Origin of the sequence: Virgibacillus profundi, from assembly GCF_002287375.1 — a bacterium.
In the GTDB taxonomy this organism is placed as follows: domain Bacteria; phylum Bacillota; class Bacilli; order Bacillales; family Amphibacillaceae; genus Virgibacillus_K; species Virgibacillus_K profundi.
The window spans coordinates 338,492-353,148 of sequence record NZ_NPOA01000002.1 but is presented as its reverse complement, the minus strand read 5'-3'; the positions used below and the strand labels follow the sequence as shown (position 1 = coordinate 353,148).

The following is a 14,657-nucleotide window of genomic DNA, read 5'->3' as shown; positions in this document are numbered from 1 at the left end:
ATTCACTCCTTTTTATATAAACAGTTACATGCCTCCGCCAAATTGGGACATCAGTTGTGAGGATTGCATATTCATTCGTGAGATTGCTGATTCCATTGCAGTAAATTGGCTCCAGTAACGATTTTCTCTCACTACTAATCGATCTTCAAATGCTGAAATACGTTCATTTAAATCCTTCATGCGTTTCCCCAGCGTATAATTTTCAAGTGTAGTATGTGTATCATTTCCGGCACGTTCTCCAATTTGATTGATAGTACTTTCAAGAGAATCCTCCAAACGATTTACAAGTCCACGACTGTCATTTTCCTCACTATTGGAAAATAACTTCTGAACACTTGCCGGATCCTTACGAAGTGCCTCCCGTAAATCATTTTCATTTACAACAAGTTTTCCACCATCCAAGTAGTCCTTGGATGTTTCTATACCAATTTGTGTTAACGAATTAAATGCTCCACCTGTTTCCACACTGGAATACCAGCTTTGACGCATGGAAAATAGTCCACTCGATAATGCTGATTCTCCCCTTAGAAGGCCGCTTTTTGCTCGCTCTTCCCAAAGCTCAATTTCATCCTCTGACATATCCTTCTTCTGTTCATCCGTTAATGGAGGATAGTCCCGATACTTTTCCTCACGTTGGGATGCATTTAATGTCTCAACAACTTCATTGTATTTGTCGACGAACTTTATAATAGATTCAAAGGAGGATTCGACGTCATTATTAACGGTTAAAACAGCATTCCCATCTGTTTCGTTTTTAAATTCAAAAGTTATACCATTTAGCTGATAGGAGTTTGTTTTTGATTCCATCTCCACTCCGCTATTATTGTATTCAAACGTTGCGTTAGTTCCGCCTTTTTCATTTGAAGTTTTCATATTCAATACAGTAGAAAAAAAGGAATCATCCGTAAATTCTATTTCTTTACCATTTTCATTATAATTACCTGTTTTCGTTGTCTCCATAATAACCCTATTTGATTGCGAATCATAAAAAGCACGAACATTGTTATCTTCAGACGTAATACGACTGAGAACATCATTAAGCGTGTCGTCGTCTTGTATTTTGATGTTATGTGTTTTACCACCATTTTCGTTATAAGTAGTAAATTGGATTGTGTCTGGAACTTCCAATTGATCCTTTAATGGTTTATCAAGTTCAAGATCAGAACTTAATTCTTCACCTATATTTATCGCAGTGCTAGCCAACTGGTTGACCTTAATGTTATAAGACCCATTCGAGGCACTTGATGTACCTGTGGCCGTTACAGCACCTTCCTGTGAAGAACTAACCGTTTTCGAATTATACGTACTACTCATTTTCATATCCAGTATCATTTGATCAAATTCTGAAAGTTTTTTATTAACATCCCGAAATGCATCCCGTTTCCACTCAAGCATTGTTTTATCCTGTTGCATTTTATCTAGCGGAATTCTCTCAGCTGTCATTAATTTATTAACGATGGAATCAATATCCATCCCTGTCGCCAGGCCACCGACTCGCATTACCATTATATTCCACTCCCTTTATATCTTTTCATCAACTAGAATCCCCATTAATTCCGCCATATCTGCATACATATCAAGGAATTTTTTTGGAGGGATTTCTTTAATAATTTCATCTGTTAAAGGATTAACTACTGTTACATAGTATTCATTCAACTTTTCATGGTATTGAAATTTCAAATTTGTACGTAATGGCTCAATAATTTCGTTTAGCTTAGAAATTACTGATTCAACCTTATCTTTATTAATCACAATCTCTTTATGTAAAGCTATTTTATTTTCTTTTCCTGCCTGTTCAGCGGGTTTATCCTTAGCTGTTGTCATTTGCTTGTTGTGTTCGCCATTTAGCAGAGGTTGTGATCGATTCATCACTTTTTCCAATCGCATTTCTTATGCAACTCCTCAAAAGCTCATTTTTTTCTTTTATATCGGCTCAAAACAACAAAATATGTAGGATTTACCAATAAATATTTTTTTTAAAGGTAGTTTTTATTTATTTTCTTTTAGCATCTGTACTAAATCCAAAGAGACATTTGCTGCTTCATTATTCTGTTCCTGAATATCCAAATAAATTTCTTTCCGGTGAATATCCACCGATTTTGGTGCATCAATACCGATTTTTATTTGATCGCCTTCCATAGCCAAGATCTTAATTTCAATATCATCACCTATTTGAATTGCTTCATTTCGCTTTCTTGTTAGAACAAGCATACTTATTCTCCCTTCACTTTCTCTGGAGTCCCTGGAGCAATAGAAGCTTTCGTTGGATAGTCATCTACATTTAGAATGTATTGTTTTCCCAGTTTAGAATTAGGATTAATGATGATTGGTGCTTTTAAATTCAGTGTACTTGTTTGAAATGGTTTTTTTAATGTAACAATTGTCAGCACTGTAACATCTTTCTCATTGCTAATTTCCAGGCTTTCCATCAAATTATTATCAAGATCAAAAGAATAATCACGGTAAATATGATATGGATTTGTAACGATAAATGCAGTATCTGCTGAGGAAACAGATTGTAAAATTTGAAAAACTGGATTATCCGGCAAATCCAATAAAACAAAACCTGTTTCATTAATAAAACCCGGAAGACCTGCAGGAAACTGTATTATTTTAGATTCGTCAATTGCTAAGTCACCTAAATACTTTGTTTGAATACGCATGTTGGGTTGTCATCCTTTCTAACCAAATAAATTTATAAAATCAATTTCCAACTCCTGATATTGCTGCATACTAATATCAACCGAACCCTTTTTATAAATGTGCTCCGGCTTACGAATCGTTGCTTCAATCACAGGTTTGTTCGTTTGGACATTTATATGTACCTCTGAAGGCTGATAATTTATTTTCACAGAAAAATGGGAAGGGATAAACTTAATGCCAAGATTCTTCTTCCCATCATACCCATTAGCAATAGCCTGAGATGCAATTGGGTTTCCATTATTTTCTATCTTCATTAATTGGCTTCCCTGCTGTGCACGTCTTGCCATTCCTTCCTTAATAGCTTGTACACCTTCCTGAGCAAACTTGTCATTTCGTTTGGTAATATGCATCAGATTCATATCTTCCCATGCTTTCGTTTGGTCAATTTGAAGCTTGGATGGGGTTGTGCTCATTGACACTTGAGCTTTTGGCAGTTGAATGGAAGTTTTAGCATTTGGCTGCTGAATCTCTTGTTTTCCTGGTGTTTGCTGAATCTGAATTTTTGCCATTTGTGACTCCATCCGGATTTGAGGTAAACGCATGTAATTCCTCCCCAAAAGTAATAAAACCCTGAACCCTCTATGGGCCAGGGTAAAATAATTGTACTATCTCAGAAAATCCATCAGTGATGGCTGTATGATTCTGGATCCTGCTGATAAGGCTGCACGGTGCAGACTTTCTTGTGTAATTAATTCCGTAATTGCCTTAGAATAATCAACATCTTCATTTTTCGACATCATACTTGTAGCAATAACCTCTTGCTCGTCCAAACGATTTTCAATTAATTCCAAACGGTTCATACGTGCACCTAGGTCAGCACGGGCGTTGATGATACCATTAATATCATCATCGATGCTTTTAATATTTGCTGCTATATCACCATCACCTTCTAAAGCACTCTCAAGATCATTAATCGTTCCGAATAAATCTCCAAATACTTCCTCCCCACTAACATTGGCTGTTAACTTTGTCCCATCTGATACTTCAATTTTAACATCGGGGCTTTCTCCTTCAAAGGTTCCTTCAATAAGGTCAACTTCAGGAGGTACGTCAGTATTTGTCCCATTAAAAATATATTTTCCATTAACTTCTGTTCCCGCTATATCCTTTAGATGTTCTTTTAATTGGGTAACTTCCTCTTTAATACTAGCAAGTTCTTCTGTATCATTCGTACCATTGCTCGCTTTTACAGCCAACTCTCGCAACCTTTGCATGGCTTGTGTTGCCTTATCAAGTGCAGCATCGGAATTATCCATCCAATTATGAACTTCATTCGTATTACGCTTAAATTGCTCAATTTCAGTTACCTGACTGCGGTAATTCATCCCTTTCATGGCGATTACAGGATCGTCGGAAGGGCGATTAATTTTTTTACCAGTATTTAACTGATCCATAATCGTACCCATTTTCGAATAGCTATTGGATAAATTATGTAACATATTATTAGATAGCATTCCTTGTGTAACTCTCATCGCTACTTACCTACCTTCCCACTAATCCCATACTGTTGATAACCCTATCAAGCATTTCATCTATTGTTGTCATACTTCTTGCAGCAGCATTATACGCATGTTGAAACTTAATCATATTCGACATTTCCTCATCCAGTGAGACGGAGCTTACAGACATTCGTTGGTTTTCCACCTGGGAACGAAGAATCGTTGTATTGTCAGCCATTCGATTTGCTTGCTGTGCTTCAACACCTAATTCACCTATAATAGATTGAAAGTATCCATTTACTGATTTATCACCTAAGCCAACTAGGCTTTTTTCAAATAAATCAGCTAAATCTGAAGCAATCTCCCCATCATTGTTTTCATTACTTGCGACTATTTCATCAGCTGAAGCTAAAGCAATAGTGATGTTTCCGGAAGCTCCGGTTTCTTCCACATCGAAGAAATCACTGTGAATCGTATTAAATTCTGTAGCAAACTGAAAAGCCATATCATCTAAATTCGAAATCATTTCAGGATAAGTAACTTCATAGGATTCCACTAGACCCTTTAAAGAACCATTTGACTCTTTTATGCCAGTACCACCGGCTTCCAAGGTAAGTGTTTCCTGTCCACTCTCTTCATCAACTTCAAATGCTACTTCAATTGGATTTATACTTCCTTCTTTTCCGTCTACCAATTTTACCGACTTACCATCACTACCAAATACTTCAATCGTTGCCAAACCATCCGCAATTTCCATTGAACTATCACTACTACTATCTTTCGTAACCTTTATATCAACAATCTTAGACAACTCATCAATTAAGCGATCACGCTCATCATATAAATCATTGGCCAAAAACCCGTGTGGTTCCACTTGTTTTACCTGTTCATTAATATTATGTATTTGTTCAATTAATGAATTCGCATCCTTTACAGTTGTATCTATCTGAGACTTTAAATCACCTTGAATAGCGTTCAATGAATTTGACAAGTAGTTAAAGGTATCTGCTACTGCTTGACCTCTTTGAAAAACTACTGACCTCACACCGGAATCTTTTTCCGGATTAACAGCGAGATCCTGAAGCGACTGCCAAAACTGATCCATTGTTTTTGATAGTCCACTTTCCGAAGGCTCATTCATTACGTTTTCCAGACGGCTTAATGCATCAGCTTTTGTCTCCCAATAGCCTGATTTACTGTTTTCTCCGCGAAATTGTATGTCTAAAAACTCATTTCGGATTCGCTGAACTGAACCTGCTTGAACACCCGTGCCCATCTGTCCGGAAATCTGCGGTCGATTGCGAGAGCCTGTAGGGTATGGGTTCATTGTTTCAAAATTAACACGCTGTCTGGAATATCCATCCGTATTGGCATTTGAAAGATTATGTCCAGTTGTATATAGAGCTGATTGCTGTGCAAAAAGGGCTTGTTTAGCCATTTCCAATCCGTGAAATGTACTCATGTGTAAACTCCTTTAACTTCCTAAGCTTTTGAGTCAAATACAGAACGTTTATTAGGCTCTGGTTCTGACCCTTTTTTATTTCCATAGTTCATATTTTTTATCGATGGATTCATCATATCAAGTGAAAGCTGAACAAATTGCATGGACTGATTAATTAATGCCTGATTTAGTTGCTCCTGCTGCTTCAGTTTTGTGATGCTTTGAGTTAATTTAATCGTTATATTTCCCAAGGTTATTTTTTCCTGTTCATCTGTTATAAGTTCCAGCATATTGGTTATCGTTGCTTCACCTTTTGGCAGTTGCTTATGCGAAAACCATTCTTCGACTTCTGTCTGACGGATAACCTCAGCCTGCTCTATCGCTCGAACAGATTTCCTCTCCTTTAGGAGTACAGCCTGCAGCTTATCAATGGAACCATCTTTGACGACCTCTGTTTTTTGAAGAGATATTTCCAATAGCTCCATATGCAGGTTAACCAATTTTTCAAGTGACTGAATGATTGTTTGTACGGACAAAATGATGTCCTCCTTTTACACTTGCTTACTTTTTCGACCAGAAATCGATCATTTTCTGTGCTGCTTTTTCATGATTTATTTTGTATTCCCCGGAATCAACTGCATTTTTTATATCCTGTACATATGCTGCCCGCTTTGCATTTGGTTTTTCATTTTCCTGTAATTGCTTGGCCTGACTGGATATTTCTATTTGATCCTGTTTATTGGTCTCTTTTTTATAGTCCATCTGCTTTTGTATTTGATTTTTATAAGGATTGAAATTGGATTGGTTAGGACCATTTATTTTCATCGTAATCTCTCCCCTCTTGGGTAGGTAATTTTCGTTCAACATATTCTCTTACATCTATTATCGGCATATACTGTCTACATTTAAAGTATGAATTATTTATTTTCGAAATTATAATAGATAGCTGATTTTTTCTTCTCATTATTTAAATTTGCTTCAGCTATTTTTTCAATTTCCTCATGTCGTTCCAAATCATTCCGTATTTCCTTTGTGCAACTTTCGCAAAGCTTTCCTGTAACGATATGAGTTCCACATCGTTCACATGGATAGGCCAGTTTTGGAAACTCAGAAGTCCGTAATCGATTTTCTTTAATAAATTTGATGATTAGTTCCTCTTCCACACCTGTGGCTTTAACTATTTCCACCATTGTTGCTTCTCTATTTTTTCTTTGCCTTAAAAAACGATAAACGATATCGAAAGCTTTTTCCTCTTCTTTATAGCAATTTTGACAGATGTCACGAACACCTTTTACAAACACCGTATTACAACGAGAGCAATTTGCCAGTTCAGCCACCTGAACATTCCTCATTTCTTTAGTCATTATAGCACAACATCCCACCTATCCCCGAATCAAGGTATATGCGTAAACATCGGGACAGCCTTTGTCTTTTAATAGCCTTGCAGCATGGCGTAATGTTGTACCTGTTGTATATATATCATCGACAAGAATAACCGGTTTGTTAATACTTTCATGAAGCACAAATGGATTTTTTGTAAAAATTCTCTCGTAACGTGTCTTTTTCGACTGTTTTTCACCATGTATTCTGGTAAGTATTGACTTATTCTCTGCCGGCAGGAAATCTGCGAGCATCTGTGCTTGATTAAATGCCCGCTCTGATAACCTTTCATCACTTAATGGAATTGGAACAACAAGCACATCTTTTTTTAGAAAAGAAAATTTTCCTGTAAATGACCTGCTGAAACGTTCCTTAAAAGCATTGCCCAAATGATAATCTCCTCGATATTTCCATTTGGCAATCATGTCCTCCATGAATTTATTGTAAGTAAATATAGAATAATTAAAAGCTAATGTGTCCATTTCATCAGTTTGGTCATCCCACCACCCGCAATCCGCACACAGTGCTTTGTCTGATATACGGCTACATCTCATGCATTGCCTGCCCTTTAATAGCTCCAGCTTTTCTTCACATTCTGCACATAATTGTTTTGCTGCTTCTAAAATAAATAGATTTTTCCAGCTTATTTCCGGGATAATTTGGATGTTACACCATAAGCAATGCATGCTAGGACATGCCTCCCCTTTTGTTCATCGTAATTATTGAATTTACTGCCTGTACCATCGCTTCCGTTTTTCCATCATGAAAAAAGACAACTTCGCCTGTTGGATCTTCAGGACTCCTGCCTGCCCTCCCTGCAATTTGCACCAAAGCAGCCTCATCAAACACTATATGTCCCGCATCCAGGATAGCTACATCCACAGAAGGAAAAGTTACACCCCGCTCCAGGATCGTAGTTGTAATCAATACATCTATTTCCTTTTGCCTGAACAGCTGAACCTTTTCCTCTCTGTCCGGATCAGAGGCATAAACAGCTGCAAGATTAGCTTTTGAACTTAGTATCCCTTCTTTTAACAGGAGATCAGCAAGATTGTCTTTCATTTTTTCGGCTAAACTTATAGTAGGTACAAAGATTAATAGCTGACGATCCGGATTTTTTCTATGCTTGACCCATTTTAGAAAAGCTGCAGGAGGCATATGGCTTTTTAATTCTTTTTTCAAATCAAAACATATTTTCATAATTGGAATTGGTAAAGGTTGGCCATGGAATCTTACAGGTACAAAAATATGGGCTAGCTTGTTTCGGTTTATCTCTATTTTATGATTCTTTCGGGGTGTGGCAGTTAAATAAATTGTTGTGTTTATGTCGGATTTTGCCCGCTCTGCAGCAAAAGGGAGAGATGGATCAGCATGATAGGGAAATGCATCTATTTCATCAATAATAAATACATCAAAAGCTGATTTATAACGGAGCAGCTGATGTGTTGTTGCAAGTATTATCTGTGCAGTACCATCTTTGTCATCACTTCCGCCATACAATCCTTGAACAGCCACATCTGCAAATGCTGCTTGTATACGTGGCAGTAATTCTAGGACGACATCAGCCCTTGGTGTAGCCAGACAGATTCGCTTTCCATTTCGTAGTGCTTCCGTAATACCGGGAAAAAGCATTTCCGTTTTTCCAGCACCACAAACCGCCCATACAAGCAACTCATTTTCATGATTGTTAATTGCTGTAACAATCCGATCTGCTGCTTTCTGCTGTACAATTGTAAGTTCACCATCCCATGAACAGGGATTTTCATATCGCGACCACCTGGGAGCTTCTCCACTCCAGTAGTAAAGCGGCTCACATTCCATGACACGGCCCATTTCGATACAATTTCTGCAGTAAAGATGTGTTTTTTTGCAGGACTGACAGGGAATATGAGCAAATAGTGATCGCTGCCGGTTGCCACAGCGCTGACATTGATAGATGAAGTTTTTCTTGTGAATGGATTTAATAGGTGTGAAAGAATGAGTGGAAAGTAATTGTTGAAAATCAGGTTCGTCCAAGGGGATTTCTTTTCGCAGAAGCAGCTTTCCTGAAAAACGTTTAACAAGATGCTGATTGTTCAAATCGGGTGGAGCCTCAGGTAATGACATGATTGCATCTCCTTTTTTATATGGTATAGTATTTCCGCCAGTCTGAGCTGGCGGGTTAAATATAGTAAAAAATAAATAATAGCTATTTCACATACCAGCCGACGCCAATGGCTCCTTCGCCTAAATGGGTACCTATTACGGGGCCGAAGTGGCTTATTGAGGTGTCAGCTGATGGGTATTTCTTTATAAAGTTATCACGGAGTTCAATTGCAGATTGTTCATTATTTGCATGAATAAAAACAACTCTGAGATCTTTTCCTTTATTCGCATCCGCTTCAAGCATACCAATGATGCGATTAATTGCTTTTTTACGTGTGCGGATTTTTTCAAATGGAACGATCACTTTATCAACAAAATGCAGGACAGGTTTTACCTGCAATAGACTGCCGACTATGGCTTGAGCGCCATTTAAACGTCCACCGCGCTGTAAATTACTCAGATCATCTACCATGAAATATGCACGAATATTACTTTTCATTTGATTCAGTCGCACGATTATTTCATCCGGTGTTTTATTTTCTTTGGCCATTTCAGCCGCTTCCAGGGCATAAAATCCTTGTGGCATTGCACTAAGCTCCGAATCAAATGCATAAACATCAATTCCATCCACCATTTCACCAGCACTGGCCACTGCTTGATAAGTACCGCTGATTCCACTGGAAAGGTGAATCGAAATTACAGCATCATAGTCATTAGCCAATTCCTCCAGTTTGTTTGTAACATAGCCGATGGAGGGCTGTGATGTTTTCGGCAAGCTCTTTGATTCCCTGACCTTTTGATAAAATTCCTCTGTAGTAATATCTATTTCCTCTTGATAGGAGGTATCTTCAAATACGACACTAAGCGGGACCATATGAATATGGTGCTTGTCCCGTAGCTCGGCAGGAATATATGCCGTGCTGTCCGTCATTACAGCAACTTTCATTTTTACCTTCTCCTCCATTAAACCTTGAATAAATTTAGTAGGATAGCATGTACTATTTTATCTATTTTCATTTTACATGATCGGATTGAAAAATGCATTATTAAATACAAACAAAAATACCCCAATGCTATCAACATCGGAGTATTTTATATAACTATCTATGATAGACAATAGAGTGGGACTATACTTCCCATTTTTCAACGTTAGTAAACAGCCCTGGTGGTAAAAAAAGGCAAACTATAAAACTTCTACCCAACCTTTTTTAATTGCTGAAACTACAGCCTGTGTACGATCATTAACATTCATTTTTTGTAAAATATTACTCACATGGTTTTTAACCGTTTTTTCACTAATATATAAGGTTTCGGCTACGGCACGGTTGCTTTTTCCATCGGCTAATAACTGAAGTACCTGACACTCACGTTTTGTAAGTAAATGCAGTGGTTTGCGGTATTCAATTCCACCATCAACAATTGCAGATGTATTTTCTTTTGCCAGACGACGGTATTCCTGTACTAAATTATGAGTTACTTTTGGATGCAGGTAGGAGCCACCTTCACTGACAACTTTAATCGCTTCGATCAGTGAATCGGAGTCCATTTCCTTTAAGAGATACCCTTGTGCACCTGTTTTGAGGGCATGTGTTACATAACTTTCATCATCATGGATTGATAGAATGATAACATTTGTGTTCGGGAAATATCTGACAAGATCTGCTGTTGCTTGTACACCATTCATTGTCGGCATATTAATATCCATTAAAACTACATCAGGATTGTTCTCTTTTACTAGCTTGGAAGCAATTGAACCGTCATCACCTTCAGCTACAACTTCAAATGAAGGTTCAAATTCCAAAATCCGTTTTACTCCTTCCCGAAATAACTTGTGGTCATCTATTAATACGATTTTTATTTTTTCCTCTTTATTCATCGTTTCGTTCCTCCCAGAGTTTATTTAGTTCTCTCTATTACATTTACAATGACAGATGATCATTCTTTTTTATTTTTTTTATAAAAAACTAAGGACTGTATGGGACATGAATCAGAATACTGGTTCCTTTGCCTTTCTTGGAGTTGATTTCCAGTTTACCTTCAATCATTTCGACTCGCTCTCGCATACCAATTAATCCAAATGATTTATCCCTTTTCATCCCGGGATCAAAGCCTTTTCCATTGTCTTTAATTACCATCGTCAGATTATCTTTTCTAATGTCCAGTTTTACTTGAATTAAACTGGCTTCAGCATGTTTAATTGCATTTTGCAGTGATTCCTGAACTAAACGAAAAAATGCAATTTCATATTTCTGGTTAAGACGCTTCTCTTCTCCAATTGAGGAAAATTCAATTTCAGTCTTATTGTATTCTGCAATGTTTGCAACATATTTTTTTATTGTGGGAATTAAACCTAGATCATCCAAAGCCATTGGACGGAGATCATAAATGATACGACGTACCTCATATAAAGAAGAGCGTACCATCTTACGGACACTTTTTATCTCTTCCAGTGCCTGTTCCACATTATTTGATCTGAATGACCGATCAACCAGTTCTGATCGAAGTAAAATATTTGCAAGCATCTGAGCTGGACCATCATGAATTTCCCTTGATATCCTTCTGCGTTCTTCCTCCTGTGCTTCAATAATTTTCAAGCCAAATTCCTGTTTTTCCTTTGCGCTTTCAATCATTTTATTAACTTGCCTGAAGTCATCATGCAGATATGTAAGTATTACTATTATTTTACTGGCCAGCCCCTCTGCCCGTTCGATCGTTTGACTTAATGTGATCAATCTTCTTTCCAAATCATCGCGTTTCTCGCGCAAAACTTTTTCTTCCTGCTGGATCATTGCCAGTTTTGTTTGCATAGCATGTGTCTTCTCATATACTTCGCGGATTTCATTTTCCTTATAGCGGTCAAAATATTTACTTACCTCCGCTAAACGCTGTCTGGAAAATCTCACCATTTGTTCAAGCTGATCCCCATCTTCAATATGACGGATAACTTTTTCTTTCGTTTCCTTAAGCTCCTTAACAAGATATTCGTGTTCCTTGCGAGCTTCTTCACTAATATTAAAAATCTCGTCCTTACTATTTTCCACTACTTCTATCATTTCGTCAATTACATGGTCCAAAGCAGTATCGCTTATTTTTTGTACCAAAGTCTCCCACCAACCTATGCTATAATTATACGTATATTATCATCATTTTTATAGGGTCTTTTTTCATACTTATAGGAAATTCTATCCTAAAAATTATAACTTTCGTTCAGAACACTATAAACATAAGGGTTCCTTACATACTATAATGTTCTTTTAAGGGGGCAAAAGCAAGCATGTTAGCAAATTATTTCACCGTAAAACAAGAAGGATCGGATCAGATCATCATACAAAAGTCACGCTTTATCGGTTATGTTAAACGTGTTGAAACTGAAGAAGAAGCACAGAATTTCATTCGGCAAATCAAGAAAAAGCATCATGATGCAACACATAATTGTTCTGCATATATTATTGGGGAAAATGATGAAATTCAAAAAGCAAACGATGATGGTGAACCAACTGGAACCGCTGGCGTACCAATGCTTGAAGTATTAAAAAAACAGAATTTAAAGGATACTGCTGTCGTTGTAACAAGATATTTTGGCGGTATTAAGCTTGGAGCAGGCGGTTTAATCCGTGCATATGGCAGCACAACCTCGCGTGCACTTCAAACTACAGGCATTGTCAAAAGGCAGCTAATGCAAGGTTTCTCGATCATTGTCGACTACCCTTTACTCGGAAAACTTGAAAATGTAATTCGTAATTCTGAACATATACTAGAAACGATAAACTATTTGGAAAAGGTAGAATTTGTCGTTTACGTAAAAACTGGAAGTGAACTAGCCTTCAATGATTGGATTATTGACCTGACAAGTGACCAGGCAGATATTACGAAAAAAAATACTGCTTATGTGGAGATTGATGTTTTTTCAACGTCAGAGGAGTAATAAAAAACCCATCAGCAGAGGTGCTGATGGGTTTTCTTTATTGTATATCAAACTTTCAATTACTTGTTACTTTTGACAATGCCGCTTCATCAGCAATTATAGTAACATGGGCATGTTTTTGCAGGATGGATGCCGGAAAATCTTCCGTTACTTCCCCATTAATTAAACTTTCTACTGCCTCTGCTTTATTTTCACCTGAAGCGAGTAAGATAATTTCTTTACTTTCCATAATTGTTTCGATTCCCATCGTTATGGCTTGGGTCGGAACTTCCTCCATAGAAGGGAAAAATCTGGCATTTGCCTGACGTGTTGATTCATCTAAATTGATGACCTGTGTTCTGCTTGTAAAAGGTGTTCCTGGCTCATTAAAACCGATATGACCATTTCCCCCAATTCCCAGCAATTGAATATCAACATGGTTTTTGTCACGAATTAATGCTTCATAATCCTGGCACTCTTTTTCCAAATCACTTGCAGAGCCATTTGGAACATGGGTATTACCCTTTGGAATATCAATATGTTTAAATAACTTTTCATTCATGTAATGGTGATAGCTATTTGGATCTGTATTTTTCAAACCCGCATATTCATCCAGGTTAAAGCTTGTCACATTTTCAAAAGTTACTTCGTTGCGCTTATTTTTATCAATCAGGATCTCATACAGTCCTTCAGGTGTAGAACCTGTTGCCAGACCTAAAACCGGCTTTTCCAGATTATTTAATTTCTCTATCATTAAAGTGCTAGCCTTTTCACTCATTTCTTCATAATTCTTTACTTTTACAATTTCCATTTTATTCGCTCCTTTTAATTCAAATGAAAAATAAAAAACTACATTTCATTAACAAATGTAGTCGTATATTAGCTATTTTGCAAGTGTTTGAAAGTTCCCTTTTAATTCTGTTCCATTTGTTAATTCTTTGATCAACATTTGGATCAATTCTTCTGAAGATTGAATTTTATAGCTCTCTGTTTCATCAATCACTTTTTTTAGCATTTTTTTATATTTTTCCTGTTCACCCATTAACTTCCCACCTTTTGATATGCTACTATATCATTTGCTAGTTAAATAGAACTATAGCATATGAATATGCAAATCATTGTCGAAAATTGTCGACTTCTAATTTTATCATAAAATATTCCTTTATCCATTAATAAATTCGTCAAATTTATATTTTTTTTGGCTTTTTTACATTATTTTTCTTTTTCCATCGATGAAAAACGAATAGAAAACCAGCTGCAAGCAGTCCTCCAACCGAATCCAATAAAACATCTCCAATATAAGGTGTGCGGTTTGGAGTAAAGCCTTGATGAATTTCATCTAAAATAGCATATGCAGCGGTAAGGAAAAAGGAAATAAATAGAGTTGTCCTAAATAAGATACCAGCAGTCTTTTTTAATGCGATATAAAACAGACATAGCAACACAAAAAAGACACCCACATGTGCTCCTTTACGAATGAAAAATTCAATAAAACCTGCCACACCATGTGTTTCTATGCTTACGACTGAATGATGGTATGTGAAAGAAATCCAACTCAGGAACGGTTCCAGAAAGGAGAGATCAATGGTTTCAAAGAGTAATGGTTTAATATTTTGTTTTTCATAAGGTGTGGATGAGGAGTAAAAAATTACCCCCATCCAGGTTAAAGGCAAAAGCCAGTATAAAAATCTTCGCATGTCGTCAC

The 14,657-nt window shown here is 36.9% G+C and carries 19 protein-coding genes; 1 reads left to right on the top strand and 18 read right to left on the bottom strand.

The window, feature by feature from the left end; genetic code table 11:
• Nucleotides 1-24: 24 nt before the first annotated feature.
• The 15 genes from CIL05_RS04755 to CIL05_RS04685 form a co-directional block, all read right to left on the bottom strand.
• A complete protein-coding gene (locus CIL05_RS04755) occupies nucleotides 25-1,506 on the bottom strand; it encodes a flagellar hook-associated protein 2 (protein ID WP_338066920.1) in 1,482 nt (493 codons plus the stop codon).
• Nucleotides 1,507-1,521: 15 nt separating this feature from the next.
• Nucleotides 1,522-1,887, bottom strand: coding sequence for a flagellar protein FlaG (gene flaG / locus CIL05_RS04750; protein ID WP_095654351.1), 366 nt, complete (start codon nucleotides 1,885-1,887; stop codon nucleotides 1,522-1,524).
• Between the two features lie 102 nt (nucleotides 1,888-1,989).
• Nucleotides 1,990-2,211: a carbon storage regulator CsrA gene (gene csrA / locus CIL05_RS04745; protein WP_095654350.1), complete on the bottom strand. Its 222-nt coding sequence runs from the start codon at nucleotides 2,209-2,211 to the stop codon at nucleotides 1,990-1,992.
• Nucleotides 2,212-2,213: 2 nt separating this feature from the next.
• Nucleotides 2,214-2,663 (bottom strand): flagellar assembly protein FliW, encoded by a 450-nt coding sequence (gene fliW / locus CIL05_RS04740; RefSeq protein ID WP_095654349.1) that lies wholly within the window; start codon nucleotides 2,661-2,663, stop codon nucleotides 2,214-2,216.
• An 18-nt stretch (nucleotides 2,664-2,681) separates the two neighbouring features.
• Nucleotides 2,682-3,245 carry a DUF6470 family protein gene (locus CIL05_RS04735; RefSeq protein WP_095654348.1) on the bottom strand — a complete coding sequence of 188 codons (564 nt, stop codon included), beginning with the start codon at nucleotides 3,243-3,245 and terminating at the stop codon, nucleotides 2,682-2,684.
• 63 nt (nucleotides 3,246-3,308) lie between these two features.
• On the bottom strand, nucleotides 3,309-4,175 hold the full coding sequence (flgL, locus tag CIL05_RS04730) for a flagellar hook-associated protein FlgL (protein WP_095654347.1): 867 nt from the start codon (nucleotides 4,173-4,175) through the stop codon (nucleotides 3,309-3,311).
• Nucleotides 4,176-4,185: 10 nt separating this feature from the next.
• Nucleotides 4,186-5,604 carry a flagellar hook-associated protein FlgK gene (flgK, locus tag CIL05_RS04725; protein ID WP_095654346.1) on the bottom strand — a complete coding sequence of 473 codons (1,419 nt, stop codon included), beginning with the start codon at nucleotides 5,602-5,604 and terminating at the stop codon, nucleotides 4,186-4,188.
• A gap of 20 nt (nucleotides 5,605-5,624) precedes the next feature.
• A complete protein-coding gene (locus CIL05_RS04720; protein ID WP_095654345.1) occupies nucleotides 5,625-6,119 on the bottom strand; it encodes a flagellar protein FlgN in 495 nt (164 codons plus the stop codon).
• 25 nt (nucleotides 6,120-6,144) lie between these two features.
• Nucleotides 6,145-6,408 carry a flagellar biosynthesis anti-sigma factor FlgM gene (flgM, locus tag CIL05_RS04715; RefSeq protein ID WP_095654344.1) on the bottom strand — a complete coding sequence of 88 codons (264 nt, stop codon included), beginning with the start codon at nucleotides 6,406-6,408 and terminating at the stop codon, nucleotides 6,145-6,147.
• A gap of 92 nt (nucleotides 6,409-6,500) precedes the next feature.
• Nucleotides 6,501-6,947 (bottom strand): TIGR03826 family flagellar region protein, encoded by a 447-nt coding sequence (locus CIL05_RS04710; RefSeq protein WP_338066919.1) that lies wholly within the window; start codon nucleotides 6,945-6,947, stop codon nucleotides 6,501-6,503.
• A gap of 18 nt (nucleotides 6,948-6,965) precedes the next feature.
• Nucleotides 6,966-7,649 (bottom strand): ComF family protein, encoded by a 684-nt coding sequence (locus CIL05_RS04705; RefSeq protein WP_095654343.1) that lies wholly within the window; start codon nucleotides 7,647-7,649, stop codon nucleotides 6,966-6,968.
• Nucleotide 7,650: 1 nt separating this feature from the next.
• Complete coding sequence (locus tag CIL05_RS04700; protein ID WP_095654342.1) at nucleotides 7,651-9,069, bottom strand: ATP-dependent helicase ComFA; 1,419 nt, start codon at nucleotides 9,067-9,069, stop codon at nucleotides 7,651-7,653.
• A gap of 82 nt (nucleotides 9,070-9,151) precedes the next feature.
• Nucleotides 9,152-9,994: a DegV family protein gene (locus CIL05_RS04695; RefSeq protein WP_095654341.1), complete on the bottom strand. Its 843-nt coding sequence runs from the start codon at nucleotides 9,992-9,994 to the stop codon at nucleotides 9,152-9,154.
• A 237-nt stretch (nucleotides 9,995-10,231) separates the two neighbouring features.
• Entirely contained in the window at nucleotides 10,232-10,924 is a 693-nt protein-coding gene (locus CIL05_RS04690; RefSeq protein ID WP_095654340.1) for a response regulator, read from the bottom strand.
• 88 nt (nucleotides 10,925-11,012) lie between these two features.
• Nucleotides 11,013-12,149, bottom strand: a complete 1,137-nt coding sequence (locus CIL05_RS04685; RefSeq protein ID WP_095654339.1) for a sensor histidine kinase — start codon at nucleotides 12,147-12,149, stop codon at nucleotides 11,013-11,015.
• Between the two features lie 173 nt (nucleotides 12,150-12,322).
• Here CIL05_RS04685 and CIL05_RS04680 point away from each other — a divergent pair, with 173 nt between their 5' ends.
• Nucleotides 12,323-12,973 carry a YigZ family protein gene (locus CIL05_RS04680; RefSeq protein WP_095654338.1) on the top strand — a complete coding sequence of 217 codons (651 nt, stop codon included), beginning with the start codon at nucleotides 12,323-12,325 and terminating at the stop codon, nucleotides 12,971-12,973.
• 55 nt (nucleotides 12,974-13,028) lie between these two features.
• Here CIL05_RS04680 and nagB read toward each other — a convergent pair whose 3' ends face one another.
• The 3 genes from nagB to CIL05_RS04670 all read right to left on the bottom strand — a co-directional run bounded on the left by nagB (nucleotide 13,029) and on the right by CIL05_RS04670 (nucleotide 14,649).
• On the bottom strand, nucleotides 13,029-13,763 hold the full coding sequence (gene nagB / locus CIL05_RS04675) for a glucosamine-6-phosphate deaminase (RefSeq protein ID WP_095654337.1): 735 nt from the start codon (nucleotides 13,761-13,763) through the stop codon (nucleotides 13,029-13,031).
• Between the two features lie 72 nt (nucleotides 13,764-13,835).
• Nucleotides 13,836-13,994 carry a hypothetical protein gene (locus CIL05_RS22040; protein ID WP_165769038.1) on the bottom strand — a complete coding sequence of 53 codons (159 nt, stop codon included), beginning with the start codon at nucleotides 13,992-13,994 and terminating at the stop codon, nucleotides 13,836-13,838.
• A gap of 145 nt (nucleotides 13,995-14,139) precedes the next feature.
• Nucleotides 14,140-14,649 (bottom strand): VanZ family protein, encoded by a 510-nt coding sequence (locus tag CIL05_RS04670; protein ID WP_095654336.1) that lies wholly within the window; start codon nucleotides 14,647-14,649, stop codon nucleotides 14,140-14,142.
• Nucleotides 14,650-14,657: the final 8 nt, after the last annotated feature.